This is a genomic window from Chlorogloea sp. CCALA 695 (assembly GCF_003003885.1).
Lineage (GTDB): Bacteria > Cyanobacteriota > Cyanobacteriia > Cyanobacteriales > Chroococcidiopsidaceae > Aliterella.
On record NZ_PVWN01000012.1, the window covers coordinates 24,725 to 50,939 of the forward strand.

Consider the following 26,215-nt stretch of genomic DNA (forward strand, 5'->3'; position numbering starts at 1 on the left):
GCGCTATATTATCCAAATTTTTTCTTAGACGCTGAAATTTTGTTTAGCTTATCGTGAATCTCTTGTAAACAAAGGGGAATGACAGGCTGACCTCGATCTAGGAAGGCGATCGCCTTTTCCCTTTCAAACTCCTCCACCCCTAAGTCCTTGGTTTCTCTATCCCAAACCAAGATAAAACGCTTCTGCACCACTGGATCGGAAAAATCCGGTACTTTTTGCTTCACAGCCTGCAATGCCTTAGCCGCTACCTCAAAACTCAACCCCACCGATAGGCAATATTCCATTACTGCCAACTCAGTCAACTCAGAACGAGAGTAATAAATACTGCGTCCTGTTCCAGTGGCACTGATCGGAGGTACAACAACCCCCCTTTCCCGCCAATACTGCAATTGGCGCAAACTACACCCTGTAATCTCCGCCGCTTCCTTACTGCTAAAAAATGTTTCTGACATACCTCTGATTTTACAGAGAACAGCTATAATACTTATATGTGCGTATTAGACACTAATGTTTAAAAAGTATGAGCCAGATTACCATTCAGTGTCGTTTGATTACAAGTGAATCAACCCGCCATCATCTCTGGAAATTAATGGCAGACCTTAACACGCCATTAATTAACGAATTACTGACACAAATGGCTCAACATCCTGAGTTTGAAACCTGGAGAAAAAAGGGTAAGCTTCCAGGTGGTACAGTTAATCAGCTATGTCAACCTCTTAAAACTGACTCTCGCTTCAATAATCAACCAGGGCGGTTTTATAAAAGTGCAATTACCGTCGTTGAGTACATCTATAAATCTTGGTTTAAAATTCAGCAACGCTTAGAACAAAAGCTAAAAGGGCAAACTCGTTGGTTAGAAATGCTCAAAAGTGATGAAGAATTAACCACAGAAAGTAATGCTTCTCTAGAAACAATTTGCACCAACGCTGCCCAACTCCTTAGCGCCCTATCCCCTGAAGAGGGCAGTATTTCTAAAAGACTTTAGCAAGCATACAACGACACAGACGACCTCCTGACTCGCTGTGTTATCTGCTACTTACTCAAAAATGGTAGTAAAATTCCTAAAAAACTCGAAGAAAACTTAGAAAAATTTGGTTTACACCGTCGCCAAGCTGAAATTAAGATTGAGCGAATAAAAGAGCAACTAGAAAGTCGTATCCCCAACGGTCGAGATTTAACAAGAAAAAACTGGTTAGATACATTAGAACTCGCATCTACAACTGCCCCCACAGATGAATCAGAAGCTAAATCTTGGAAAGATGCACTGTCGACTGAATCAAAACTTCTTCCCTTCCCCGTAGCTTACGAAACTAACGAAGATTTAACTTGGAGTAAAAACGAAAAAGACCGCCTTTGCGTTCAATTTAATGGTTTAAGCAAGCATATATTTCAAATCTATTGCGACCAACGCCAACTGGAATGGTTTAAACGCTTTTACGAAGACCAAGAAATTAAAAAAGCTAGCAAAAATGAATACTCCAGTGGTCTTTTTACCTTGCGTTCAGGACGAATTGCTTGGCAAGAGGGTACAGAGAAAGGAGAACTTTGGAACATTCATCACCTCATCCTCTACTGCGCTGTAGACACCCGTTTATGGACGGCTGAAGGTACAGAACAAGTTCGTCAAGAAAAAGCAGAAGACATCGCCAAAACCCTTACCAACATGAATAAAAAAGGTGATATCAATGATAAACAGCAAGCCTTTATCCGTCGTAAACAATCAACCCTAGCCCGACTTGACAACCCCTTTCCCCGTCCTAGCAAACCCTTCTATCAAGGGCAGCCTCATATTCTTGTAGGTGTGGCATTAGGATTAGATAAACCTGCTACCGTAGCAGTTGTTGATGGACTAGCAAGCAAAGAAATCACTTATCGGAGTGTCAAACAATTACTTGGAGATAATTACGAACTCTTAAACAAACAGCGCCAGCTTAAACAAAGGCAATCTCACCAACGCCACAAAGCTCAAAGTGGCGGAAGATTCAATCAATTTAGAGATTCCCAATTAGGTGAATATGTAGATCGTTTATTAGCCAAAGCTATTATCGCCTTTGCTCAAACCTATCACGCAGGTAGTATTGTTTTACCAAAACTGGGTGATATGCGCGAGTTAGTCCAAAGTGAGGTTCAAGCCAGGGCAGAACAAAAAATTCCAGGTTATCTTGAAGGACAGAAAAAATACGCCAAGCAGTACAGGGTAAGCATCCATCAATGGAGCTACGGCAGATTAATCGATAATATCAAAGCTCAAGCTGCCAAATTAAATCTTGTCGTTGAAGAATGCCAACAATCCATCCGAGGAAGTCCCCAAGAAAAAGCCAAAGAAATGGCAATTTCTGCCTATCGCGATCGCTCTATTAGCAAAACTTAATCTTAATTCTGCACCTTGACAATAAAATAGAGTTATCAATCGCGCCGTAAGTCATGTTCATTTGAACCTCTGAATTGCGAAAAATCTGGGTTAGTTTAACTGTCTGCCGACAGTTGTGCTTTCTGAAGAAAGGTAGCTGCTCACCCTGATGCTGCTGTCTTCGGACAGGATAGGTGCGCTCCCAGCAATAAGCGGCATGGGTCTACTACTGTAGTGGCTACCGAATCACCTCCGAGCAAGGAGGAACCCTCCTTAATTATTCATTTGAAGGACTAAAAATAAGGCAAAATTTCTAAGATATCCGCGCAAGTCCTAAATTGCTTGCTCTGTCTAAATCTCATCATTTCTAACCCAGACATGATTTTTGTGGTGATAGTTTGAAGGATGGGTTAATTCCAATCCCATGTGACAACAACCCTCCTATTACAGGGTGGGTTGAAAGTCCCTGACCGTCATTAGCCTGCATTGACGACAAAGTGACAACAACCCTCCTATTACAGGGTGGGTTGGAAGTGATTACTGTCTCGATGTGCTGGGCGCGATCGCCCAATAGTTTCAACACCCCTCCCAGCTAGAGGCGAGTTGAAAGTAGTCGTGGTACGAGAAGTGGAAGAAAAGGATCGGGCTGTTTCAACTTTCCTTCCAGCTAGGGCGGGTTGAAAGTCAATCCCTATATTGTTGGCGGTTTAAGCGCGATCAGTGTTTCAACTCCACTCCTAACAGGAGGCAGGTTGAAAGATATGACAAAGTTTGCAAAAGCAAAAGCTTTTGAAGAAAAAGGTGGGTTGAAAGGCGCACTTCGTTCGGGATTGTTCCGACTTAGTAATTACAAAGTTAATAGGGTGGAGTTATCATAGAAACTCACAGAAATTCTGCCCGGTTGATTAAAGGAAGAACCGACCTATCAAGCGGACACTAATTTGTCAAAGCGACATCAATTTGACAACGACGACAAATAATTAGTCAATCGACAAATTTTGTACATTCGCACATTATATGTCGCAATTCTCAAGCCAGGTCGTAACTGCTTTTAAAGCCTGAGAACTCAATCGTGTAACCATCGTAGTCTATTTACCTATAAAAGACAAACTAACTTGATTCGCATATTGTACGTCGTAAACGTCAGTTTCGCAAATTGATTGTCGTTTATGAAAATTTAGGTGTTTTGCAAATTAGAAGTCGCATTTTTGATAAGATAATGGTACATTAGTACCTTAATTATTTACGAGTGGATTTCACTCTAATGGCAGACGAAGAATTTGAACTTACTGAAGAATTGACACAAGTTCCGGACAATATTTTACTTGACAAGAGAAATTTTGTCGTAGACCCATCGCAAATTATTCTGGAAACTTCGGATAGGCAAAAACTGACATTTAATCTTATCCAGTGGCTTGCTGAATCACCTAATCGCACTATTAAGTCTCAGAGAAAGCAGGCTGTTGCAGATACCCTTAATGTTTCTACCCGCCAGGTGGAACGTCTCCTCAAGCAATACGATGAAGACAGGTTAATAGAGACAGCAGGGATAGAACGAGCAGATAAGGGAAAATATCGAGTTAGTAAATATTGGCAAGACTTCATTAAAACAATTTACGAAAAAAGTCTTAAAGATAAACATCCAATATCGCCAGCATCAATAGTGCGGGAACTGAAGCGACACGCGATTGTTGACCTTGGGCTTAAGCCAGGAGATTTTCCTCATCAAGCTACCGTTTATAGAATTTTAGATCCTTTAATGGAGCAACATAAACGCAAGACAAAGGTTAGAAACCCAGGTTCGGGATCTTGGATGACAGTTGTAACACGAGAGGGTCAGCTACTGAAGGCTGACTTCAGTAACCAAATTATCCAATGCGACCATACTAAGCTGGATATTCGCATAGTTGATATTCATGGCAGTTTATTGTCTGACCGTCCTTGGTTAACTACTATTGTAGATACTTATTCAAGTTGTGTTGTCGGTTTCCGCTTATGGATCAAACAACCAGGTTCTACAGAGGTAGCTCTCGCTTTAAGACACGCTATTCTGCCCAAACACTATCCTGACGACTATCAGCTAAATAAAGCTTGGGAAATATGGGGACCTCCTTTTCAATATTTTTTCACTGATGGGGGAAAAGATTTTCGCTCAAAACATCTAAAAGCAATTGGCAAGAAACTAGGATTTCAGTGCGAATTGCGCGATCGCCCACCCGAAGGTGGTATTGTAGAGCGGATTTTTAAAACGATCAATACTCAAGTTCTCAAAGACCTACCTGGTTATACAGGGGCAAATGTTCAGGAACGCCCCGAAAATGCAGAGAAAGAAGCCTGTTTGAAAATACAGGATTTAGACAGAATTTTAGCTAGTTTCTTTTGTGACATTTATAACCACGAGCCTTATCCTAAGCAGCCTTGCGATACGAGATGTGAACGCTGGTTCAAAGGTATGGGAGGAAAACTGCCTCGGATTTTGGATGAGCGAGAATTAGATATCTGTTTGATGAAAGAAGCGCAACGAGTTGTTCAAGCTCATGGCTCTATACAGTTTGAGAACCTAATTTATCGAGGAGAATCACTCAAGGCATATAGAGGTGAATATGTGACGCTGAGATACGACCCCGACCATATCCTGACTTTATATGTCTACAGTTGCGAAACTGATGATGGTGTAGAAAATTTCTTGGACTATGCTCATGCAGTAAACATGGACACCCATGACCTGAGTGTAGAAGAATTAAAAGCCCTCAATAAAGAGCGCAGTAAAGCGCGTAGGGAGCATTTTAATTATGATGCCTTATTAGCATTGGGTAAACGGAAGGAACTTGTAGAAGAATGTAAAGAGGATAAGAAGGAAAAAAGACGGTTAGAGCAAAAGCGTCTTCGTTCTACATCCAAGAAAAGCTCAAATGTTATTGAGCTACGCAAAATTAGAGCTTCAACTTCTTTAAAGAAAGATGATCGTCAGGAAGTTTTACCTGAGAGAGTTGGCAGGGAAGAAATTAAGATTGAGAGGATAGAACCGCAACTACAGGAAGACATTTCAGTGCAAACTGATACTCAAGAAGAGCAAAGACATAAGTTAGTTGTCTCTAATCGTCAAAAAAACTTGAAAAAAATTTGGTAAATTATGGCGCGATCGCAACTTACAACTCAATCCTTTGTTGAAGTCTTAGCCCCACAGTTAGACCTCAAGGATCAAATCGCTAAAACTATTGATATTGAGGAACTTTTCAGGACTTGTTTTATCACAACTGATCGGGCTTCAGAATGCTTCAAATGGTTAGATGAACTGCGTATTTTGAAACAATGTGGTCGTGTCATTGGTCCAAGAGATGTGGGAAAAAGCCGAGCCGCGCTTCACTATCGGAATGAGGATAAAAAACGAGTTTCCTATGTAAAAGCTTGGTCAGCATCGAGTTCTAAACGTCTATTTTCACAAATTCTGAAGGATATTAACCATGCTGCACCAACAGGTAAACGACAGGATTTACGTCCAAGACTAGCGGGTAGTCTTGAGCTATTTGGACTAGAAATAGTCATTATTGATAATGCTGAAAATCTTCAAAAAGAGGCACTCATAGACTTAAAACAACTGTTTGAAGAATGTCATGTTCCTATTGTTTTAGTTGGAGGGAAGGAGTTAGATGATATCTTACAAGGTTGTGATTTGTTGACTAATTTTCCAACATTGTACGAATTTGAACGATTGGAATACGAGGATTTTAGAAAAACATTAAGTACAATTGAATTCGATGTTCTAGCTCTTCCAGAAGCGTCGAATTTAGGTGAGGGGAATATATTTGAAATTTTAGCGGTTAGTACAAATGCGCGAATGGGACTGTTGGTAAAGATACTTACTAAAGCAGTTTTACATTCTCTCAAAAATGGATTCAGTCGGGTTGATGAGAGCATCTTAGAGAAAATTGCTAGTCGTTATGGCAGAAAATATATTCCCCTCGAAAATAGAAATAGGAATGGATGAAGATAATAAAATTTTGCCAAAGTTGGCGTATGTTGAACCATACATAGGTGAGAGCATTAGTCATTATTTGGGACGTTTGCGTCGATTTAAAGCTAACAGTCTGCCTTCAGGATACTCTTTGGGAAAAATTGCTGGACTAGGTGCAGTTATTTCACGTTGGGAAAAGCTGTACTTCAATCCATTTCCTACTCAACAGGAGTTGGAGGCTTTGGCATCTGTAGTGGGAGTTAATGCGGATAGATTAACAGAAATGCTACCACCCAAGGGTATGACGATGAAGCCCAGACCAATTCGATTATGCGGGGCTTGTTATGCAGAATCTCCTTGTCATAGGTTTGAGTGGCAGTTTAAGGACATAATGAAGTGCGATGGCTACGCCGGTCGCAGACATCGCCACGAATTACGCCTATTAACTAAATGTATTAATTGTGAAACACCTTTTCCAATTCCCGCAGATTGGATTAAAGGCGAATGCCCTCATTGTTCCTTGCCTTTTGCAAACATGGCTAAACGGCAAAGGCGTGATTAGGAATTTCCACAATAAAGAGCAACGTACCGATGATTCAAATGGGAGAGATACGAAAACTACTAATTGTAGTACCGAGCGCCGAACAGTAGCAGGAGATTATTGTCGAATACAATAGGGCGCTTGAACTACGCCAGAAGATTGCAGACACCGAGCGCCAGATTGAATAAATTGATTCAACCTCCGGGTCTATGTCGCTAACTCTGAATTGAAAAGTCAGGGCTTTTAGAAATTATTTAGTGATCGCGCAAAGTTAGCTATCGAATCCGGGAATAATCTATTTAGGCGATCGCCAGATTTATCAATAAATTATTTTAGTAACTACCTAATGGATCAATCACTGCAAAACAAAATCGTTTCCTTTATCTGGTCAATTGCCGATGACTGTCTGCGAGATGTCTACGTGCGAGGCAAATACCGAGATGTTATCTTACCGATGTTTGTATTACGACGGCTAGATTGCTTGCTGGAGGTAACTAAGGATGCAGTTACAGAGGAAGTACGCTTTCAGCGCGAGGAAGCAGGTTTTACAACGCTAGATGCGATCGCTTTGAGAGATTCATCGAGCTATGTGTTTTACAATACTTCGGACTGGACTTTAAAAAAACTGGTTAAAACCGCCACAAATAATCGTCAAATTCTTGATGCCAATTTCAGCGCCTATTTAGATGGGTTTAGCGACAACGTTAAGGAAATTATTAGCAAATTTGACCTGCGAAGCCAAATAAGACGCATGGTGCAGGCAGACGTGTTGTTAGATGTGCTGGAAAAATTTACCTCTCCTTATATCAACCTCAGTCCTCATGATGTTTTAGATCCAGAGGGGCGCAGGTTGCCAGGACTAACTAATTTGGGCATGGGTTATGTATTTGAGGAATTGATTCGCAAGTTTAACGAAGAAAATAACGAGGAAGCCGGAGAACACTTTACCCCCCGTGAAGTAATTAACTTAATGACTCACGTACTATTTATGCCTGTAAAGGCGCAGTTGCCTCCGGTAATTGCCATCTATGACGGGGCTTGTGGGTCTGGGGGTATGCTTACTGAGTCTCAAGACTTTATTACTAATCCAGAAGGCGGGGTTCGCTCTAAGGCGGCGGTTTATCTCTATGGCAAAGAGGTAAATGGCGAAACTTACGCAATTTGTAAGTCAGACATGATGATCAAGGGCAATGACCCGGAAAAAATCAAGTTTGGCTCAACGCTGTCAACCGATGAGTTTGCAGGAACGCGGTTTGACTTTATGTTGTCGAACCCGCCTTACGGCAAGTCTTACAAGTCAGAGCAGAAATTTATCCTTGATGGTAAGGGAGTGCTTGACCCGCGCTTTCAGGTGGTACTTAAAAACTTTAAGGGAATTGAAGAGACGGTTCCAGCAACGCCGCGTTCGTCGGATGGGCAATTGCTATTTTTGATGGATATGGTTAGCAAGATGAAATCCTTGCAGGACAGCCCTTTAGGAACTCGGATTGCGTCGGTGCATAACGGGTCATCGCTGTTTACAGGGGATGCAGGCAGTGGGGAGAGCAATATCCGGCGCTACATTATTGAAAATGACTGGCTTGAAGCGATCGCGCAATTGCCCAATAACTTGTTTTATAACACGGGGATTACAACTTATATTTGGATACTGTCGAATAATAAAGCCTCTCAGCGCAAGGGTAAAGTGCAATTAATTGATGCGTCGGCACTTTACCAGAAGTTGCGGAAGAATTTGGGAGAGAAAAATTGCGAGTTTTCCGCCGAGCATATTGATAAAATTACTCACCTTTACTTAGAAATGCCCAACCAAGGTATTTCTAAAGTGTTTGATAATAGCGACTTTGGCTATTACAAAGTGACTGTTGAGCGTCCGTTGCGGTTGGCGGCTCAGTTTACACCAGAAAGGTTAGCGGCGCTGCGGTTTGTTCCGGCGTTGCGAGAGGTAATGGAGCGGGTGTATGAGCAACGGGGCGAGGCAATTTACAGCGAACTGACAGAGCATAAAGCCACAATTGAAGCTTATTTAGAGCAGCAAGACTTTGACCTCGATAAGAAAAAACGAGATGCGCTACTAGCTGTAAAAACTTGGGAAACTCAGCGTGAACTGATTGCTGTATGCGAAAAGCTCATGGCAGAAGTGGGACAAGGGCTGTGGATGGATTTCAACGAGTTTTCGGTAAAGGTGGAGGCGGCTATTAAAAAGCTGGCTATCAAACTTTCAAGTAGTGAGAAAAACCAGCTTATGAATGCGGTGAGTTGGCGCGATGAAAAGGCAGAAAAGGTAATCAAGAAAATTCACAAGCTAAAGGATGAGGCGTTGAGCGATTTGTTGCTGGAATTAGACACCAGTGAGGAGCGCTTGCAAGATTTTGGTTACTGGACAGGGAAGAAGCCGGGACAATGGATTGAGTACGAGTCAGACAGCGAACTAAGAGACACTGAAAATGTGCCGTTGAAAGATAATATTTATGATTACTTTGTCCGGGAGGTGCGCCCCCATGTAGATGATGCGTGGATGGCGTTAGATAAAACCCAGATTGGCTATGAGATTAGCTTTAATAAATATTTCTATCAACATAAGTCTTTACGAAGTCTTGAGGAAGTAACGGCGGAAATTTTGACGTTGGAACAAGAGACAGAAGGACTGCTAAAGCGGTTGGTGAGTTTTGGGGAGGTTGAGTAATGGTAAATTTCCCTAAGTATGAGAGTTACAAAGATAGTGGGGTTGAGTGGTTAAGCGAAGTCCCTAGCCATTGGGAATTAATGCCCCTAAAGCGATTATTCTCCGTCAGTAGTGGAGATTTTCTAACGCCTCAAAATCAAGCTAACAATGGTTATTCCGTATACGGAGGAAACGGACTACGTGGATTTGCTAACACCTTCAACAATTCGGGAAGGATGCTTTTAATTGGTAGAGTTGGTGCTAAGTGCGGAAATATTCATTTAGTGAATGGTAATTACTGGGTGTCAGAACACGCACTACGAGTAATTCCAAAAAAGATATTTTGTTTGGATTACTTTAAGTATTTACTAGAAGCTATTGACTTTAATAGATTTGCTATTAGAACTGCACAACCTCTAATCAATTCAGATATAGTTTTGACTCAAAAAGTCGCTGTACCTTCCACTGAAGAACAAAAAAGGGTTGCAAAATTTCTTGATCGCAAAACCTCCGAAATTGACCAAGCGATCGCCCAAAAACAGCGCCTCATCGAACTCCTGCAAGAACAAAAAGCTATTCTCATTAATCAAGCTGTTACCAAAGGTCTAAACCCAAACGTTCCTATGTGCGATCGTGGGATCGAGTGGTTGGGAGAAATCCCTGCTCATTGGAAAATTTGTAAAGCAAAGTACCTTTTTGAAGAAGTAAATGAGCGTTCAAAAACAGGTCTAGAGGAATTACTTTCGGTTTCTCATATGACTGGCGTAACCCCACGCTCAGAAAAAAATGTTTATATGTTCATGGCAGAAGACTATTCAGGCTCAAAGCTTTGCCGAAAAGATGATCTTGTAATCAATATTATGTGGGCATGGATGGGGGCTTTAGGTGTTTCGGCTCAAACTGGAATTGTTAGCCCGTCTTATGGGGTATTTAGACAGCTAACACCAAATACTTTTAATTCTTGGTATTTAGAGCATTTGCTTCGCAGTACAGAATATGTAGCTGAATACAATCGCCGCTCAACAGGATTACATTCATCTAGACTTCGGCTTTATGCACATATGTTTCTAAGCTTAGAAATTGCTTTTCCTTCAAAAGAGGAACAAGATCGAATTGAAGCTATAACAATTGATCGAACTGTAGAGATTGATACAGTTATTAACACAGTTAAACGTGAAATCAAAGCTTTGGAGGAGTTTTGCTCAATTATTATCTCGCAAGCCGTAACCGGAAAAATAAAAGTTTGAGTAAATTTTATGGTCAGTCAAACCAAAAATCGCGCGTAAACAATAGCTTCTTAAAACAATTCTTTAAAGTAAACAATAACTTTAACTAGATATCTTTACTTTGTAGAATAATTATCGTGAGTAATTTTACAGCACTTCCGGCAGCTATGAGGTACATCCTAAAAGCTGAAAGCGATGATAGGAGAGGGGCAAGGAGAAAACTATATTGCATAATAGCCGGAAGCGCTGTAAGAAGTAAACTATGTCGTGCAAGGCGATAGTTTTCTGAAGAGTGAAATTACGCAGCTTTAGTAGGTTCATCTTTGGCACGCCTGTGAAAATCCTTTATCTCAATCGTCGTGGATTTTCCTGCTACCTCCCAAATCTCTTCTATAACGTCTTGAAGCGCTGGAATGACTATAAGAGTATATTGACCAATACCTTTTCTATGTTTGCCAGCAACTTTTAAAACTGAAATTTGCTTGCCGAAGTCTGACCAGTTGCGTTCTATCCAGAAAACTTCGTCATCGACGACGATTAGTTGCTTATCCCTGAGCTTTTTATCGAATTGGCATTTCTCAAAAAAGTCAATAACCTTTCTAATCACCTGCAATGACGTTTCCTTTCTTAAATTGCGGATTGCCCTAATCTCCAGCAATTGCTCCCAACTGTAGTAAACTTCGGGTTTTTTCTTTCCCTCTTTCAAAATCCTCGTCGGGACAATCAAGCCAGAGCGTTCAAGGTACTGTAGCTGGTTGGAAGTAGCTCCAGCCAACTCCATAGCTTCTCGTCTGCTGAAAGAGTCAACAACACCCATAACATCTATTTAAAAACACAAAAATGAATACATTTGCTAGGATAAGAAAGTAAACTTAGTTTTCAATTCAGGAGGTGATTTCATGAAAGAACGTCGCACTGGTAAGGCGGCTGCAAGTGCAGCTTCTAAGGTGTTGAAGGGAAAGAACTACAGCCAAACCGCCAAGCAGGCTGCTGGTTCAGCCCTTTCCCAACGAGTTAGGAAGAAGTAGTAAGGTACGCCCAAATTGCTTCTTTTTTTAAGTAGTATCCATTAGCTATAGCTAGTGGATACCCTTCTGTAACTATTGTATTTTATAATAAAAGTTCAAAAAATACGCATTCTGGGCAGCAATAAAGTGACTTGGCTGGTTTTAGGTGACGACTACTTATCTATTGAACCGATTGAGCAGTTTCTTTCATACTTAAGAAGCACAGAAAAATCTCCTAACACAATCAGAAGCTACGCTCACCATCTCAAGCATTATTTTCAGTTTTTACAGGCTTACAACATAGAGTGGGCAAAAGTTACAACAGAAATCTTGGCAAATTTCATTTCCTGGCTAAGGAAGCCAGATTCAAAAGTTGTTTGTATTCACGGAGAAGAATCAAGAAGGTTAGAAAGCACAGTAAACGTATATGTTGAAAAAATTGTCTGTACATTTTTATCAGGTTAAAATTTCTCAACCTTCCACTTTGTCTTTTGAAGCAATCCTTCAAACGGTAGCCAATGCTTCAGCAGATCAAAGACCTAGAGAAGTTCGCTTACATCATGTATATGTACTCAGCATTCAATATGGATGGCAGGAAACTTGGGAGGGAGAAATTGTCCGTTTGCGTATGAATGATATACCTGTAAAAGGCAACCTTTCTGGACAAATAGAAGATTTCAAATTAACACATGAGGAAGGTATAGGTGAGCAATCAGCATTTATTTATCATCCAGCCACTCGAATTCTCGCGCTTCAATCTAATAGACACGGTGTATCACCAGGAGATTTCGCTAGATATTTTGAAATATTTGCACTGTCAAATACTTCAATTACTTTAGATTTTGTACTTCAGATGAGTGCAATGCAACGGCTGGCAAAATTAAAAGAAGTAATCAACTTTGAATTTAAAATTGCTAGTTTATCAAATATGAGTATCTTTGCTGAGGATGATAATGCTGTTGAGACAATAGTTCATCTAGCAGAAATTTTTCAGGCACCTTCTATAAATATAGAAGTCAAAAGTTCGCTCAAGAGGAAAAATCAGTCGTCTTTACTTCTTAATAAAGTAGTTGATACGGCTCAAGCTCTGCTAAGAGCTTCGCTACTAAAGCAAAACAAAATTACTACATTAAAAGTTTCAGGCTGTGACGACGACAATCACACAACAGTCATTGACTTATTAAAAGATAGAATGCAAGATAATATTGATATAAATAATTTAGGCAGAAATCGTAATATTGCGTATCCTCTGCGACAAAAGGCTTTACAAGAAGCTTGGAATAATAAATTAACTGAAATATTACGTATGTTTCAAAATTAATATTTGGCACCACGCATTATTGAAGCAAATAATCGGATAACTCTATAAGAACTTAACATAGAAGTCATAAAAGCTAAACTCCATAAGCCAAAAGCTGGAATTCTGAAGGATTGGTCAAATTTAGTAATATCAACAAAAAGACCTATAAAGCTTAAAAACAGTAATACGAATAGCCATTGAATTGCATCTATAAAATAATTAATTAACTTATCATAGACTTTTGCATTAATAACTTGTTGTACAACATAAGACTTGATTATTGTTAACAATATTGACATTGCAGTAGCAAGAAAACCTATCATAATGCCACTAAGCGTAGTAGCCGCAGAAAACAATCCATCGAAAGAGTTTGGCGAGGGATTTCCTTTATAAAAGTAAGAGCATAAAATTGCAAATGATATTGCAAAAAATAGAGGATACCATTTCTCAATTTTGCTTTTCATAAATTTGCCTATGTCAAACCCAATAAAAAACCCTCTTATATATCATTTTACCTAGGATAGTACATATATACTATCCTTTCTAAAAGGATTAAGATATATTACCCAAAGTTGTTACATCCATATATATTTAAGCGCTATTCACTCAAGTAACTAAGATTCTCAAATATTAACTTCAATGGGCTTTAAAGCTCAATCACTTCTTAAACACTTTTACTTAATTGACATATATAAAGTAAAAATGTTGTGGGCAGTGCGCCGCACGGTTTAAGTTATAGATAACCGGCGATGTATGACAAGCCCATGCTAAAAGCGATACTTGGTTAAAATCAAAGATACAATGCAGCGCAATTCTGATGTGTGGCAATGGTACAAACTCCCCTTCTTAACCAACCCTCCACCGATCAGCGCCTCGTTTATAGGGGTATTACCTGGCAACATTTCAAGCTGATTCAAGCAGGTTTTGCCGAGTCTCCAGGGGTCAGACTATCCTACTACAACGGCGAAATCGAAATTATTATGCCGGGACGCGAACACGAATTTTTAAAAACCATCATTGGGATGCTGCTCGAATTGTTCTGTTTAGAAATGGCAATCGAATTTGATCCTACAGGTTCTATGACGCAAGAGCGAGAAGGAGAAGTATCAGCCGAGACGGATGAATCTTACTGTTTTGGGACATCAAAGCCAATCCCCGATTTAGTAATCGAAGTAGTTTTTAATAGCGGTAGTTCCAAAAAACTCCAGCGATATCAAGCGCTTAATGTCTCTGAAGTATGGTTATGGCAAGACGGGCTATTTAGCCTTGATCATTCGCGAGATAATGGCTACGAAAAAATTTCCCGCAGCGAGATTTCAGAACTTGCAACCCTCGATCTAGATTTGCTCACCCGTAGCGTGTTGATTGCCCAAACGTCTCGATTAGAAGCAGCAACCACATTTCGCAACGCCCTGAAGACCATTTAAATAATAGTTACTATCCACCGTTGCTCTATTGCGTTCTAAAACTGAATAACTATGATTACCGCTTATAAATGGACAATAGAACGTTACCATCAGGCGATCGCGGCGGGATTATTTGACATCAGCCCGTCGAACTATTGCGCGGAGATATTATAGTTATGCCCCCCGAAGGAGAGTTCCACGTCTACTACAATAGCGAAGTTGGGGACTATTTACGGGCATTATTAGGTGATCGCTCCAAAATCCGTGAGACACACCCCATCCCCTTACCCAACAACTCTGAACCCATCCCAGATTTAGCGATCGCCCAACCTCTAGGATCGGTTTATCTACAACACCATCCCTATCCCAATAATATTTTTTGGTTAATTGAGTTCTCAAGCACCACTCTTGACAAAGACCTAAACGAAAAAAAGCTACCTATAGCGAAGCGGTATCATTGAATATTGGGTAGTAAACCTTACGGGTAAAGAGCTTATAGTTTTTCGAGACTTAGAAAGCAATCGTTAAACCATTGAGCGAACCTCCAAAACTGGTGTAGTGTCGCCTCAGACCTTGCCTAAAGTGGAAATTTAGGCGTAACGATTAATGAATCAACACTAATAGGAAACAATTAACATGGTCAGCCAAACCAACGAGCGGGCGCTAGAAAATTGCATTGAAACTTCTTTAATAGACCATTCCCGCTACGAAAAAGGAAACCCGGCTGACTTCGAGCGCGAATTTGCCATTGATAGCGAAAAGCTTTGGCGGTTTCTGGAAACGACCCAACCACAAGAACTAGAAAAGCTCAAAGATCGCCCCAACTGGCAAAGACTTATTTTAGAGCGGCTAGACCGTAAAATTAAAACTGGCGGCATTCTCTCAGTATTAAAAAAGGGATTAGCAATTGATGACGCTCATCTAACCCTGCTTTATAGCCTGCCCTACAACGACGCAAACCCCAAGGTAATAGAGAACTTCGAGCGCAATATTTTCTCTGTCACTCGACAGGTGCATTACTCAAAAAGCGATCCACTACTTTCTATTGATATGGTGCTATTTATCAATGGGATTGCGATCGCTACCATAGAATTAAAAAATGCTTGGTCGGGTCAAACTGTCTACCATGCTAAAGAGCAATACAAATCTAGCCGCGACCCCGCCGAAACCCTCCTTCAGTTTGCTCGGTGCGTCGTCCACTTTGCCGTAGATACCGATGAAGTGTGGATGACTACCAAGCTAGACAAAAACAACACCTACTTTCTACCCTTCAATAAAGGCTTTAACTTTGGTAAAGGCAATCCACCAAACCCAAAGGGACACAAAACCGCCTATTTTTGGTCAGATACTTTAACCCGCCGCAGCTTTACAAATATCATCGAACACTTAGCGATTTTAGCTCCCGGAGATAACAAAACCCCACTCCAGCAAAAATCTCTCTACTTTCCCCGCTATCACCAACTCGATATAGTCCGCCAACTCCTAACTCATGCTCGAAAAAATGGCGTAGGACACACCTATTTAATTCAACACTCCGCCGGGTCGGGCAAGTCTAATTCTATTACCTGGACAGCTTATCAACTAATCGAGCTATACGCACCAGGCAGTGATTACCCCCTGTTTGATTCGGTAGTTGTAGTTACTGATCGCACTAACCTTGATAAACAAATCCGCGACAACATTAAAGGTTTCTCAGAAATTAAAAATATTATTACCCATGCGGACAATGCTCAAGAACTCAAAACTGCGCTAGAAACAGGTAAGCGAATTATTATTACAACTATTCAAAAATTCCCCTTTATTGTCAATGGGGTAGAAGATTTGCGCGATCGCAATTTCGCCATCATTATCGACGAGGCGCATTCTTCCCAAAGCGGTCAAGCGGCGGACAAAATGAACGCGGCTTTGAGTAGCGATGAGGAGGAACCCGAAGACGACATCCAAGACAAAATTCTTAAGGCAATGGAAGGGCGCAAGCTTGGTAAAAACGCCTCTTATTTTGCCTTTACCGCTACCCCCAAAAACGCCACTTTAGAGAAGTTTGGACAACAAAACGACGATGGTAAGTTTGTACCATTTCATCTCTACTCAATGAAACAAGCGATCGAAGAAGGTTTTATTCTTGATGTGCTGGCAAACTATACCACCTACCACAGCTACTACGAGATTCAAAAATCTGTCCAAGACAATCCCCTATTCGATACCGCTAAAGCACAAAAGAAGCTGCGATCTTATGTAGAAGGACACAAAGAGACGATCGCTATCAAAGCCGACATTATGGTAAATCACTTTTTAGAGCAAGTTTGGAAGCCCAAAAAGCTCAAAGGACAAGCTAAAGTAATGGTCGTCACCCGCAACATTGAAGCTGCAATTGGCTACTATTTCGCCATCCGTAAAACCTTAAAACGCGAAAATGCCCCTTTTAATGCGATCGTTGCTTTTTCCGGCAAAAAAACTGTAGATGGTATTGAATACACTGAAGATATACTTAACGGCTTCCCTAGCAAAGATATCCCAGAAAAGTTGAGAGAAGATGACTACAAAATTTTAATAGTTGCCAACAAGTTTCTCACGGGGTTTGACGAGCCGCTTTTGCACACTATGTATGTAGATAAAAAACTGCAATCTGTTCTAGCGGTGCAGTGTTTATCGCGCCTCAATCGTTGCAATAACAAAATGGGTAAAGTTGATACTTTTGTGCTTGACTTTTTCAACACTGTTAATGATATTAAACACGCCTTTGATGACTTTTACACCTCCACCTCCTTAAGCGAACCCACCGATGTCAACGTTTTACACGATTTGCAAGAAGCTTTGGAGAATGTGGGCGTTTACGAAGGGCAAGAAATCGAGCAGTTTAACGAACTATTTTTTAGCAAAGCCCCAGCCGACACACTTAGCCCTCTAATCGATGTTGCTGCGGCTCGATTTAATCAAGAATTAGAGTTAGAGAATGAAGATAAAATCGACTTCAAAATTAAAGCCAAACAGTTTGTCAAAATCTACGGTCAAGTTGCTTGCATAATTGCTTACAACAACGTGCGGTGGGAGAAACTGTATTGGTTCTTGAAATTCCTCATCCCCAAACTAATCGTCCGAGATTCAGCCCTAGACCAAATCGACGAATTGCTCGAAAGTATAGATTTATCTACTTATGGTTTAGAACGAGTGTATCTCAATTATGCGATCGCTCTTGAATCAACCGAATCGCAAATCGCTCCCCAAAACTCTAACCTGCGCGGCTATCGCGGCGATGCGTCCCAAAGCGATCCTCTTAGTGAAATTATTGCCGCTTTTAATGATCGCTTTTTTTCTGGTTGGGATGCGACACCCCAAGAGCAAAGAGTTAAATTTATTAATATTGCCCAACACGTCGTCAACAATCCCAATTATCAAACCCAAGTAGTTGATAATCAAGACGAGCAAAACCGCCGCATTGCTTTAGAGAAGTTAATTCAACAAGCTGTTAGCCAGGAACGAAAGCGAGAGCTTGACCTTTATAAACGTTATGCTTCCGACCCCGATTTTAAGCGAACCTTTGATGCAGGTATTATGCAATTATTAATTCGTAGCAGTCCAGAACAACTAAATCAATTGCTTGCGTAGGCACGTCAAATTTTCTTACTTCTCTCTGGGTAGCTTTAGGTAGACAGTTGCTAGGGGTTTTATCCTCTCCTTACTACTCCCTCAGTTGTAGCGACCCACAATCATAATTACAGCAGACTACAATCATCGCGTTTTTGATACCACATTAACTGAAAATAATTCGTTGAGCGCTAAATCACGGTTAAAAGACCGTACGTAGTTACTTCAATCCAAGACTCCTAAGTCTAGATTTAAATTCTTGATTAATGTGGGCATAACCCGGATTTCTCACAAAAATTGAGAAAACGGGGTCAAAGGCAACCAAAATTTGTGTTTTATAAGTATTCCAACAGTTTTGAGCATAACTATTTAACTCCTCTGCAACTTTCCACCAGCAGGGGAATCTTTTTTTTGCAACCAATCTCTAATCGCCTCCTCCAGAGCCGCAGTTTGCGTCACTTCCAGACGCGCACAAGCGATTTCAAATGCGATTTTTAAGTCTTTAGGGACTCTCCCCCGAACCTCTCTAGTTTCTTCTGCCATCCTAATTTGAAGTCAAAGCTTGCGGCTTTTATTTTTGCACAGCCTTTCGGCAAAAAAACATTTGCGTCATTGCGCTGTTGCGTCATTGCGCTATAATAGAGTAAGTAAGAAAACACTTAGAAACCCTGTCAGTTTCATCAAATCTATAAAGCTGAGGACACCATGAGCGTTATTACAATTCAATGTCGCTTGGTTGCTGAAGAAGACTTCCTTCGTCAATTGTGGGAACTGATGGCTGAAAAAAATACACCACTAATCAATGAATTATTGGCACAGTTAGGAAAACACCCAGAACTTGAAACTTGGCTAGAAAAAGGCAAAATACCTACTGAATTACTCAAAGCACTTGGTAACGCCCTCAAAACTCAAGAACCTTTTGCTGGACAGCCTGGACGTTTTTACACCTCAGCAATTGCTCTAGTGAATTATGTATATAAATCCTGGTTCGCGTTACAAAAACGAAGAAAGTACCAAATAGAAGGGAAAGAGCGTTGGCTGAAAATGCTCAAAAGTGATCTAGACCTGGAACAAGAAAGTCAGTGTAGCTTAGATGTAATTCGTATTAAAGCCACCGAACTTCTTACCAAATTTACCCCCCAGTTTGATACCAATAACAAACAGAGAAAAGGTAAAAAAAATAAGAAAGCCTCAAAAACGCAAAAACCCTCGGTTTTTAAAGTCCTATTAAACACTTACGAAGAAACACAATGCCTTTTGACTCGTTGCGCCCTTGCATATCTGCTCAAAAATAACTGTCAAATCAGTGAACTTAATGAAAATCTGGAAGAGTTTACTAGAAATAGACGTAAAAAGGAAATAGAAATTGAGCGATTAAAAGACCAACTCCAAAGTCGGATACCTAAAGGTAGAGATTTGAAAGGGGAAGAGTGGTTAAAAATTTTAAAAATTGCTACAGCCAATGTAGCTCAAGATGAAAATGAGGCAAAAGCTTGGCAAGCAGCACTTTTAAGAAAAACTAAAAATGTGCCATTTCCTGTGGATTACGAATCTAACGAAGATATGACATGGTTGAAGAATGATAAAAATCGTCTTTTTGTTCGGTTCAATGGCTTGGGAAAACTTACTTTTGAGATTTACTGTGATAAGCGTCATTTGCCCTACTTCCAACGATTTTTAGAGGATCAAGAAATTAAACGCAATAGTAAAAATCAATACTCTAGTAGTTTATTTACTCTACGTTCAGCAAGAATTTCTTGGTTGCCAGGTAAAGAAAAAGGTGAAGCTTGGAAAGTAAATCAGCTAAATCTTTACTGCTCTTTAGATACGCGGATGTGGACTACTGAAGGAACCATACAGGTAGTTGAGGAGAAAGTCATGGCAATTACTGAAACCTTAACCAAGACAAAACAGAAAGACGACCTCAATCATAAACAGCAAGCTTTTATTACTCGTCAGCAATCAACTCTAAACCGAATTACTAATCCCTTTCCTCGTCCCTGCAAGCCTACTTACCAAGGCAAACCATCAATACTTCTTGGCGTTAGTTTTGGACTAGATAAACCTGCAACGGTAGCTGTGGTAGATGCTGCTAACAAAAAAGTTTTGGCATATCGCAGCACTAAACAATTACTGGGAAAAAATTACAATCTCCTAAATCGTCAGCGACAACAACAGCAACGCCTATCTCATGAACGTCATATAGCTCAGAAACAGAATGCGCCGAACTCCTTTGGTGAGTCAGAGTTAGGGCAATATGTGGATAGATTGTTGGCAGATGCAATTATTGCGATCGCCAAAACTTACCAAGTGGGCAACATTGTTTTACCAAAACTCCGTTATATGCGTGAGCAAATCAGCAGTGAAATTCAATCCAGAGCAGAGAAAAAGTGTCCTGGTTTCAAGGAAGCTCAACAAAAATACGCCCAAGAATATCGGATTAGCGTTCATCGCTGGAGTTACGGACGATTAGTTGAAAGCATCAAATCTCAAGCTGCAAAGGCTGGAATTTCTACTGAAATTGTGACATTGCTAACCAGAGGTAGTCCAGAAGAAAAAGCACGAGATTTAGCCGTCTTTGCTTACCAAGAACGTCAAGCTGCACTAATTTAGTTTACTTCCGAACCTTGAAAATATAATATGGATATAACAGCGCCGCAGTTCATGCTCTTTAAAGCCTCTGTACTGTGAATAATCTGGGTTAGTTTGGTGGTTGGAAGACCGTCATGCTTTCTGACCCTGGTAGCTGCCCGCTTCTGATGCTGCTGTCGCCAGACAGGATAGGTGCGCTCCCAGCAATAAGGAGTAAGGCTTTTAGCCATAGTCGTTATTCATAACGGCGTGGATCTCCACAGTGGTGGCTACTGAATCACCCCCTTCGTCGGGGGAACCCTCCCAAATATTTTTTGGCAAACCGAAGCGAGGTGAAAACCCTGGAGCTTTGCCAAAATATTGAATCCCTTGTCCAGTATTGGTTTGATTCTTTGGAGGAGTGATGAATCTCCTCACATTAAAGCAGAAAAGCGAGTATTTTGACAGGGTTGCCAAAATTGCATCTGGAACCCTGTACTAACAAGGGGTCAGACGGGTGCGGTTTCAAAGACCATCCCGGCTGGAGGTAAGTTGAAAGCTTAGGGTTGAAGTCGGGCGATCGTACATCTTTTGAGTTTCAAAGACCATCCCGGCTGGAGGTAAGTTGAAAGTGACAGTAGCCTAAAAATACACGCTTGCCATTACTGGTTTCAAAGACCATCCCGGCTGGAGGTAAGTTGAAAGAGGCGTGAGTGGTGAGGTTCAAAAACTATCCGACCAGGGGTATGTTAGAAGAGAATAGCAATTTTTGTTATTGATACTTCACGGATGTATTTTTCAAGGGGAGGGTAGAAAGGCGCACTTCGTTCGGGATTATCCTAAAGTTTGTCAGTAAATTATAAAAGTAGTGGACTAAACTTCATCTTAAGACAGTCTACGACATCAATTTGCAAAAACTCAGTGTGATTAAATCACATCATTAAAACTACTAAGGCAACATTAATTTGCGAGTAACGACACTAATTTGCGAATTGCGACATATAATGTGCGAATGTACAAATTTAAGTCGGGATGACTGGATTCGAACCAGCGACCCCTTCGTCCCGAACGAAGTGCGCTACCAAGCTGCGCTACATCCCGCGAAAAAATGCTTTCATTTCACGCCTTTCTATCCTACACCAAACGCACCAATTCCCGCACTTTTAGACCCGACTTGGTACAGAATTGGTACGACGATGAAAACGGCAAAAGGCAATGTAGCCATAGAGAATAACTGCGATCGCAACTACTGTCGGGTCATTATTTGAAACTTCTAGCGTCACGGCTTATGTAGAATCTATTTCTGGGGTACTTGAAGGGGGACGGACTGGATCTACAGCCGTTATTGTAGGACTTTTATTTTTACTATCTTTATTTTTTATCCCGATTTTTCAAGCTATCCCAGCTTTTGCAACTACTCCGACATTGGTAATCGTGGGTGCAATGATGTCCCAAGTTAAGGAAATTCGCTGGAATGATTTATCTGAAGCTATTCCGGCATTTTTAACCATATTTATGATTCCGCTTACTTATTCAATCGCCGAAGGCTTAGCGATCGGTTTTATTGCTTATCCAGTGGTTAAAGCTTTTCAAGGTAAAGGTCAAGAAGTATCGTTAGATACTTGGGTTATTGCCGGGGTTTTTGTTGCTAGGTTTGTATTTATGACGTTGCGTTTTCAATAATTTTTCTATAAAAAAGCTAAAACCTTTAGTATCCAAAAGTTGCCTTTAAACATTACTAATTACTATGAATAGAATGCTTACAGAAAAAGCCTTCTATTCATAGTAATTAATCGATAAAGTTTTGCACTTGTTTCAACAGTTTTTTAATTACTGTGATGCTTGTTTAGTGGAATGGAGTGAAAGATTATAGAAAAAGTTTCAATATAATAAATAGTTAAATTTCACAAACTGGATAACCCATGATTTTAGATATTTGACTACAATAGGGAAGACAAAATTACAAATGAGCATACTAGATCACTATGGGTAGCCAAAGAGAAAATTATTTCTTCCTGGGCTTTCAGGGTAAGTGTTCACCTCCAAACTATCAAGACGTTAGAAATTCAGACTTAAGTGGTAAGTCATTTATATTAATTCCTGACAATAATGTTTGCATCCATATATCTGAGAGTGATGCCTTAAAACAAGATAATTTAAAAAAAGCAAAAGTTAATAACTTCTTGAATTATTATCATACATCTAATATTACTGTTCTTCCAGCTTATGGGTTAATAGAACGTGCAAGCCAACCTGGAACCCTAAAATTAAACAAAGATAAACTTATTCATACCGAGGATATCTTTTGGAAAAAATTAGGTCATTATTTTCATAATGACCTAATTTCATCTGGGATTTCAACAATTGAACCTCTAAAAGTATTTATTTATCCACTTTATGCATACCTGTTAATGATTAAACTAATTCTTGTTAAGAGAGAGCCAAGCCGAACAAACGTAAGAAGTAACTTACAAGATTTATATGAATTTACAAATGAAATAGGTATAAAATTAGCTTTACCGTGGCAATTTGCTCTAGCTATATTTGGAGGAAACACAGAATTAAATAAATTTATACATCCGAAAAAAGGAGATGTATTTAAGGCTCTGTGGGGAGCGGCTTGGGACTTATTTTATATTCAACTAATTCATGAGCATAACGGAATAAGAGAGAAGGTTAAAGGTTCCTTTCCTCGATTCATTCTAGTTACAGATGATAAGGCATGTTTTACTATCGGTGATTTGGCAAAAGTTACTGCTGCTTTTGATTATGGAGATACTATTTATGATGGGGTTATGATGAATTATGATTTTCCTCATTTAAGGGCAGATTCAATTTTTCTGTCTGAAATAAGTTCGAGGATGGATCTTGACCTGCATCAAAAGGCTAATGAGCGAGCATTAATGTCTGAATTAGAGCGTCAAAATGATATTGATAAAATAATAAATAGAGCATATGCTTTCATTTTAGAAATCACTAAAAAAATTCAACTTCATGAAAAGAAAGGATTTGGATAAAATGGAAAGATACATTACTTCCTCCTTAAAAGCAAAATTGCGTACGCCTTCTTTATTAGCTACCGTTGCTATTCGTATTGATTCTGAGACTTTGGCTTGGTTTCAATCAAAGGGTGAAAAGGCAGAGCAACATAGGGCTGCGGCTCTAAGAATTTACGCAGAAGTAAAAAAAATGCCGCTAGTATGAGTCAATTACCCTCATAAACCTTCGACAGTAAATGTATTGAAAAGGGCAATCTTTATAAATACTCGTGATGGCGCGATCGCACTTTGTCATAAAAATTCCCTCTCCTTATACAACCGCGAGTATGTATCCAACAATTTCAACGGATTATCTATTGAATATTCCGCTCTATACCGATAGAATCCACTCGTCAGTAAATCATAAAAAAGGTCAGGGAATCTCGCAAAGCGCGGAGACAATTTAAACAACTGCTGGAAATTGCCAAAATAGGAGTATAACAAGCGATCGCAACAGCCTGGATAAACCAGCATTTTGAAACCTTGGATATTAACCTAACCACTATTATTGAAACAATTTTGGAGTAGCAATGAAAGCACTTAAAGTTATGGCAACAGTCGATGAGCAAGGACAACTAACCTTAGATCGTCCTCTCACAACGGATAAAAATAGCCGTGTAGAGGTTATTGTTTTAATCCCAGAAGCAGCAGACCTAGACGATAAATCTCAAACAGAAATTTTGGCAGATTTCCGGCAAGCTTGGCATGAAGCAACAAGTGGACAAACTATCCCCGTTGCTCAACTTTGGCAAGGGATTGAAGATGCCTGAGCAGCCGTTGATTCAAGTAGAAGCTTCGCTAACATTCAACCGAAACTTGCGTACTCTTGCTAAGAAATATCGCAGTATTCGGAATGACATACAACCCATTATCGAACAACTTGAACAGGGAGAGTTGCCAGGAGATCAAATAATAGGAGTTGATTATACAGTCTTCAAGCTAAGAGTCCGAAATACCGATATCCAAAAAGGTAAAAGTGGTGGCTACCGTCTGATTTACTACGTCAAAACAGCAATGGGGATTATTCTGCTGACTATTTACACAAAATCTGAACAAGTCAATATTGCCGCCGATGATATTCGGAGCATTATTGCAGAATACGAACAATGTGCAGTCGAAGAATAAACAGGAATGATGTTATTAAAGTTTAAAAGATTAATTAAGTCGCTCATAAGATAACTTTCCTAAGATGTAAGTAGCATAAATAGTGCGATCGCTTCCCACCACCATTAAAGTAAATACTTTTGCTGCTAATTCCGCTAATGATGTTGCGGTTGCGTCTCCATTACGAAAAGCTAAAAGCTCTGTGCATCTTGGATCTATAACTATAAAATCTGCTTCTTTACCTGTTTCAAAGTTGCCAATTTTGTCTTCTAATCTTAATGCTCTTGCACCGCCCAAAGTGGCTAAAAACAAAGCTTGAAAAGGAGATAGTTTTTGCTTTTGCAGTTGAGCAACTTTGTAAGCTTCACCCGCAGTTTGCAGCAACGAAAAACTCGTCCCCGCGCCTACATCTGTACCTAAACCTAGTTTAACGGGATGCTCTTTAGATTTGGCTTTTTCTAGCTTAAATAATCCGCTACCCAAAAATAAATTGGAAGTTGGACAAAAGGCGATCGCACTTTTCGCCTCAGACAATCGAGCAAATTCAGCATCGGTTAAATGAACGCCATGAGCAAAGATAGAGCGATTTCTCACTAACCCCGCGCGATCATATACATCTAAATAACCCTCATTTTCGGGGAAAAGCTGCTTAACTAAAGCAATTTCGTCTACATTCTCCGATAGGTGCGTATGCAAATAAACATCAGGAAATTCATCTAGAAGTTGACTTGCTACTCTTAATTGTTCAACGCTAGAAGTTACAGCAAAACGAGGAGTTACAGCATAAAGTAGACGTCCGTTTTTATGCCATTTTTCGATTAATTGCTTGCTTTGGTAGTAAGAACTTTCGGGGTTATCGACAAGATAATCTGGAGCGTTTCTGTCCATCATTACTTTACCTGCGATCGCTCGCAGATTTCGACGGCTTGCTTCAGTAAAAAAAGCCTCCACAGATTCAGGATAAACCGCCGCAAATACTAACGCTGTGGTTGTACCGTTTTTGAGTAATTCATCAAGGAAAATTGCCGCAACTTTTTGAGCGTAGGCAAATTCTTGAAACTTCCTTTCGGTGGGAAATATGTACTTATGCAACCATTCCAGCAATTGTTCGCCGTAGGATGCGATCGCCCCTGTTTGCGGGAAATGAATATGAGTGTCGATAAATCCTGGCATAATCAGCATTCCAGAATAGGAAGTAATTTCAATTCCTACATATTTAGCGTGTAAGCTCTCGTAATCGCCTAGTTCTTTAACTAAACCATTTTCGATAATTAATAAACCATCCGCAATATAACGAACGCTCTCTAGTTCGCTTATATAAAAGGGATCGTCTATAAAGTCTAAAAAGGAGCAACGAAAAGCTTTTAGCTGGGCTGGCATGGATTTAAAATTAGTTAAAGGTTAAGGGCAATAGTTTAACCATTTTGCCCTTAACCTTAAAAATCGCTTTTAGTTTAATTGTCCAAGCAA

23 protein-coding genes, 1 tRNA gene, 1 pseudogene and 1 CRISPR repeat array are annotated in these 26,215 nt (G+C 40.1%); of the genes and pseudogenes, 18 read left to right on the top strand and 7 right to left on the bottom strand.

Annotated elements, in window-relative coordinates; all coding sequences use genetic code 11:
- Positions 1-8 precede the first annotated feature (8 nt).
- Positions 9-452, bottom strand: a complete 444-nt coding sequence (locus tag C7B70_RS08735) for a MerR family transcriptional regulator (RefSeq protein WP_106368673.1) — start codon at positions 450-452, stop codon at positions 9-11.
- A 68-nt stretch (positions 453-520) separates the two neighbouring features.
- On the opposite strand from C7B70_RS08735, the pseudogene cas12k (C7B70_RS08740) reads away from it, so the two are divergent.
- The 6 genes and pseudogenes from cas12k (C7B70_RS08740) (at position 521) to C7B70_RS08770 (ending at position 10,755) form a co-directional block, all read left to right on the top strand.
- Positions 521-2,371, top strand: a pseudogene (gene cas12k, locus C7B70_RS08740) (type V CRISPR-associated protein Cas12k).
- A gap of 1,243 nt (positions 2,372-3,614) precedes the next feature.
- Entirely contained in the window at positions 3,615-5,480 is a 1,866-nt protein-coding gene (locus C7B70_RS08750) for a Mu transposase C-terminal domain-containing protein (RefSeq protein WP_106368675.1), read from the top strand.
- 3 nt (positions 5,481-5,483) lie between these two features.
- Positions 5,484-6,338, top strand: coding sequence for an AAA family ATPase (locus tag C7B70_RS08755; RefSeq protein WP_106368676.1), 855 nt, complete (start codon positions 5,484-5,486; stop codon positions 6,336-6,338).
- Positions 6,331-6,867 (top strand): hypothetical protein, encoded by a 537-nt coding sequence (locus C7B70_RS08760; RefSeq protein WP_106368677.1) that lies wholly within the window; start codon positions 6,331-6,333, stop codon positions 6,865-6,867. The genes C7B70_RS08755 and C7B70_RS08760 overlap by 8 nt, the downstream gene beginning before the upstream one ends.
- 325 nt (positions 6,868-7,192) lie before the next feature.
- Positions 7,193-9,529 carry a class I SAM-dependent DNA methyltransferase gene (locus tag C7B70_RS08765; protein ID WP_106368678.1) on the top strand — a complete coding sequence of 779 codons (2,337 nt, stop codon included), beginning with the start codon at positions 7,193-7,195 and terminating at the stop codon, positions 9,527-9,529.
- On the top strand, positions 9,529-10,755 hold the full coding sequence (locus C7B70_RS08770) for a restriction endonuclease subunit S (RefSeq protein ID WP_106368679.1): 1,227 nt from the start codon (positions 9,529-9,531) through the stop codon (positions 10,753-10,755). Before C7B70_RS08765 ends, C7B70_RS08770 begins: the two co-directional genes overlap by 1 nt.
- A gap of 277 nt (positions 10,756-11,032) precedes the next feature.
- On the opposite strand, the gene C7B70_RS08775 is transcribed toward C7B70_RS08770, so the two are convergent.
- Positions 11,033-11,551: a MerR family transcriptional regulator gene (locus tag C7B70_RS08775; RefSeq protein ID WP_106368680.1), complete on the bottom strand. Its 519-nt coding sequence runs from the start codon at positions 11,549-11,551 to the stop codon at positions 11,033-11,035.
- An 82-nt stretch (positions 11,552-11,633) separates the two neighbouring features.
- Between C7B70_RS08775 and C7B70_RS28300 the strand changes: the two genes are divergently transcribed.
- The 3 genes from C7B70_RS28300 to C7B70_RS08785 all read left to right on the top strand — a co-directional run bounded on the left by C7B70_RS28300 (position 11,634) and on the right by C7B70_RS08785 (position 13,062).
- Positions 11,634-11,762 (top strand): hypothetical protein, encoded by a 129-nt coding sequence (locus C7B70_RS28300; protein ID WP_255409321.1) that lies wholly within the window; start codon positions 11,634-11,636, stop codon positions 11,760-11,762.
- Between the two features lie 126 nt (positions 11,763-11,888).
- Positions 11,889-12,206 (top strand): site-specific integrase, encoded by a 318-nt coding sequence (locus C7B70_RS08780; protein ID WP_158260475.1) that lies wholly within the window; start codon positions 11,889-11,891, stop codon positions 12,204-12,206.
- Positions 12,169-13,062 (top strand): DUF6731 family protein, encoded by an 894-nt coding sequence (locus C7B70_RS08785; RefSeq protein ID WP_146134021.1) that lies wholly within the window; start codon positions 12,169-12,171, stop codon positions 13,060-13,062. Before C7B70_RS08780 ends, C7B70_RS08785 begins: the two co-directional genes overlap by 38 nt.
- Here C7B70_RS08785 and C7B70_RS08790 read toward each other — a convergent pair.
- A complete protein-coding gene (locus C7B70_RS08790; protein WP_106368683.1) occupies positions 13,059-13,505 on the bottom strand; it encodes a hypothetical protein in 447 nt (148 codons plus the stop codon). The two genes, C7B70_RS08785 and C7B70_RS08790, sit on opposite strands and share 4 nt — an antisense overlap.
- Before the next feature lie 363 nt (positions 13,506-13,868).
- Between C7B70_RS08790 and C7B70_RS08795 the strand changes: the two genes are divergently transcribed.
- The 3 genes from C7B70_RS08795 to C7B70_RS08805 all read left to right on the top strand — a co-directional run bounded on the left by C7B70_RS08795 (position 13,869) and on the right by C7B70_RS08805 (position 18,053).
- Positions 13,869-14,468 carry a Uma2 family endonuclease gene (locus C7B70_RS08795; RefSeq protein WP_106368684.1) on the top strand — a complete coding sequence of 200 codons (600 nt, stop codon included), beginning with the start codon at positions 13,869-13,871 and terminating at the stop codon, positions 14,466-14,468.
- A 155-nt stretch (positions 14,469-14,623) separates the two neighbouring features.
- Positions 14,624-14,908 (top strand): Uma2 family endonuclease, encoded by a 285-nt coding sequence (locus tag C7B70_RS27620; protein WP_233220861.1) that lies wholly within the window; start codon positions 14,624-14,626, stop codon positions 14,906-14,908.
- A gap of 175 nt (positions 14,909-15,083) precedes the next feature.
- Positions 15,084-18,053, top strand: a complete 2,970-nt coding sequence (locus tag C7B70_RS08805; protein ID WP_106368685.1) for a type I restriction endonuclease subunit R — start codon at positions 15,084-15,086, stop codon at positions 18,051-18,053.
- A gap of 348 nt (positions 18,054-18,401) precedes the next feature.
- On the opposite strand, the gene C7B70_RS26930 is transcribed toward C7B70_RS08805, so the two are convergent.
- Positions 18,402-18,575, bottom strand: coding sequence for a hypothetical protein (locus C7B70_RS26930; RefSeq protein WP_199192150.1), 174 nt, complete (start codon positions 18,573-18,575; stop codon positions 18,402-18,404).
- A 162-nt stretch (positions 18,576-18,737) separates the two neighbouring features.
- On the opposite strand from C7B70_RS26930, the gene cas12k (C7B70_RS08810) reads away from it, so the two are divergent.
- A complete protein-coding gene (gene cas12k / locus C7B70_RS08810) occupies positions 18,738-20,645 on the top strand; it encodes a type V CRISPR-associated protein Cas12k (protein WP_106368686.1) in 1,908 nt (635 codons plus the stop codon).
- 201 nt (positions 20,646-20,846) lie between these two features.
- Here cas12k (C7B70_RS08810) and C7B70_RS08820 read toward each other — a convergent pair whose 3' ends face one another.
- On the bottom strand, positions 20,847-21,041 hold the full coding sequence (locus tag C7B70_RS08820; protein ID WP_106368688.1) for a hypothetical protein: 195 nt from the start codon (positions 21,039-21,041) through the stop codon (positions 20,847-20,849).
- A gap of 83 nt (positions 21,042-21,124) precedes the next feature.
- A CRISPR array of direct repeats spans positions 21,125-21,308; the repeat unit is 37 nt; unit sequence GTTTCAAAGACCATCCCGGCTGGAGGTAAGTTGAAAG.
- Between the two features lie 322 nt (positions 21,309-21,630).
- Positions 21,631-21,704 (bottom strand) — tRNA-Pro (locus C7B70_RS08825).
- Positions 21,705-21,842: 138 nt separating this feature from the next.
- Between C7B70_RS08825 and C7B70_RS08830 the strand changes: the two genes are divergently transcribed.
- The 5 genes from C7B70_RS08830 to C7B70_RS08855 all read left to right on the top strand — a co-directional run bounded on the left by C7B70_RS08830 (position 21,843) and on the right by C7B70_RS08855 (position 24,766).
- Positions 21,843-22,286, top strand: a complete 444-nt coding sequence (locus C7B70_RS08830) for a solute carrier family 23 protein (protein ID WP_233220864.1) — start codon at positions 21,843-21,845, stop codon at positions 22,284-22,286.
- Positions 22,287-22,588: 302 nt separating this feature from the next.
- Positions 22,589-23,620, top strand: a complete 1,032-nt coding sequence (locus C7B70_RS08835; RefSeq protein ID WP_106368689.1) for a hypothetical protein — start codon at positions 22,589-22,591, stop codon at positions 23,618-23,620.
- Between the two features lies 1 nt (position 23,621).
- Complete coding sequence (locus C7B70_RS08840) at positions 23,622-23,807, top strand: hypothetical protein (protein ID WP_199192151.1); 186 nt, start codon at positions 23,622-23,624, stop codon at positions 23,805-23,807.
- A 364-nt stretch (positions 23,808-24,171) separates the two neighbouring features.
- A complete protein-coding gene (locus C7B70_RS08850; protein ID WP_106368691.1) occupies positions 24,172-24,411 on the top strand; it encodes a hypothetical protein in 240 nt (79 codons plus the stop codon).
- Positions 24,404-24,766 (top strand): type II toxin-antitoxin system RelE/ParE family toxin, encoded by a 363-nt coding sequence (locus C7B70_RS08855; RefSeq protein WP_106368692.1) that lies wholly within the window; start codon positions 24,404-24,406, stop codon positions 24,764-24,766. The genes C7B70_RS08850 and C7B70_RS08855 overlap by 8 nt, the downstream gene beginning before the upstream one ends.
- Positions 24,767-24,796: 30 nt before the next feature.
- Here the strand turns inward: C7B70_RS08855 and guaD are convergent, their stop codons facing one another.
- Positions 24,797-26,125, bottom strand: coding sequence for a guanine deaminase (gene guaD / locus C7B70_RS08860; protein ID WP_106368693.1), 1,329 nt, complete (start codon positions 26,123-26,125; stop codon positions 24,797-24,799).
- Positions 26,126-26,215: the final 90 nt, after the last annotated feature.

Coding starts and splice junctions, on each gene's coding strand:
- C7B70_RS08735 (WP_106368673.1), bottom strand. CDS start 452: ATGTCAGAAACATTTTTTAGCAGTAAGGAAGCGGCGGAGATTACAGGG.
- C7B70_RS08750 (WP_106368675.1), top strand. CDS start 3,615: ATGGCAGACGAAGAATTTGAACTTACTGAAGAATTGACACAAGTTCCG.
- C7B70_RS08755 (WP_106368676.1), top strand. CDS start 5,484: ATGGCGCGATCGCAACTTACAACTCAATCCTTTGTTGAAGTCTTAGCC.
- C7B70_RS08760 (WP_106368677.1), top strand. CDS start 6,331: ATGGATGAAGATAATAAAATTTTGCCAAAGTTGGCGTATGTTGAACCA.
- C7B70_RS08765 (WP_106368678.1), top strand. CDS start 7,193: ATGGATCAATCACTGCAAAACAAAATCGTTTCCTTTATCTGGTCAATT.
- C7B70_RS08770 (WP_106368679.1), top strand. CDS start 9,529: ATGGTAAATTTCCCTAAGTATGAGAGTTACAAAGATAGTGGGGTTGAG.
- C7B70_RS08775 (WP_106368680.1), bottom strand. CDS start 11,551: ATGGGTGTTGTTGACTCTTTCAGCAGACGAGAAGCTATGGAGTTGGCT.
- C7B70_RS28300 (WP_255409321.1), top strand. CDS start 11,634: ATGAAAGAACGTCGCACTGGTAAGGCGGCTGCAAGTGCAGCTTCTAAG.
- C7B70_RS08785 (WP_146134021.1), top strand. CDS start 12,169: ATGTTGAAAAAATTGTCTGTACATTTTTATCAGGTTAAAATTTCTCAA.
- C7B70_RS08790 (WP_106368683.1), bottom strand. CDS start 13,505: ATGAAAAGCAAAATTGAGAAATGGTATCCTCTATTTTTTGCAATATCA.
- C7B70_RS08795 (WP_106368684.1), top strand. CDS start 13,869: ATGGTACAAACTCCCCTTCTTAACCAACCCTCCACCGATCAGCGCCTC.
- C7B70_RS27620 (WP_233220861.1), top strand. CDS start 14,624: ATGCCCCCCGAAGGAGAGTTCCACGTCTACTACAATAGCGAAGTTGGG.
- C7B70_RS08805 (WP_106368685.1), top strand. CDS start 15,084: ATGGTCAGCCAAACCAACGAGCGGGCGCTAGAAAATTGCATTGAAACT.
- C7B70_RS26930 (WP_199192150.1), bottom strand. CDS start 18,575: ATGGCAGAAGAAACTAGAGAGGTTCGGGGGAGAGTCCCTAAAGACTTA.
- cas12k (WP_106368686.1), top strand. CDS start 18,738: ATGAGCGTTATTACAATTCAATGTCGCTTGGTTGCTGAAGAAGACTTC.
- C7B70_RS08835 (WP_106368689.1), top strand. CDS start 22,589: ATGGGTAGCCAAAGAGAAAATTATTTCTTCCTGGGCTTTCAGGGTAAG.
- C7B70_RS08840 (WP_199192151.1), top strand. CDS start 23,622: ATGGAAAGATACATTACTTCCTCCTTAAAAGCAAAATTGCGTACGCCT.
- C7B70_RS08850 (WP_106368691.1), top strand. CDS start 24,172: ATGAAAGCACTTAAAGTTATGGCAACAGTCGATGAGCAAGGACAACTA.
- C7B70_RS08855 (WP_106368692.1), top strand. CDS start 24,404: ATGCCTGAGCAGCCGTTGATTCAAGTAGAAGCTTCGCTAACATTCAAC.
- guaD (WP_106368693.1), bottom strand. CDS start 26,125: ATGCCAGCCCAGCTAAAAGCTTTTCGTTGCTCCTTTTTAGACTTTATA.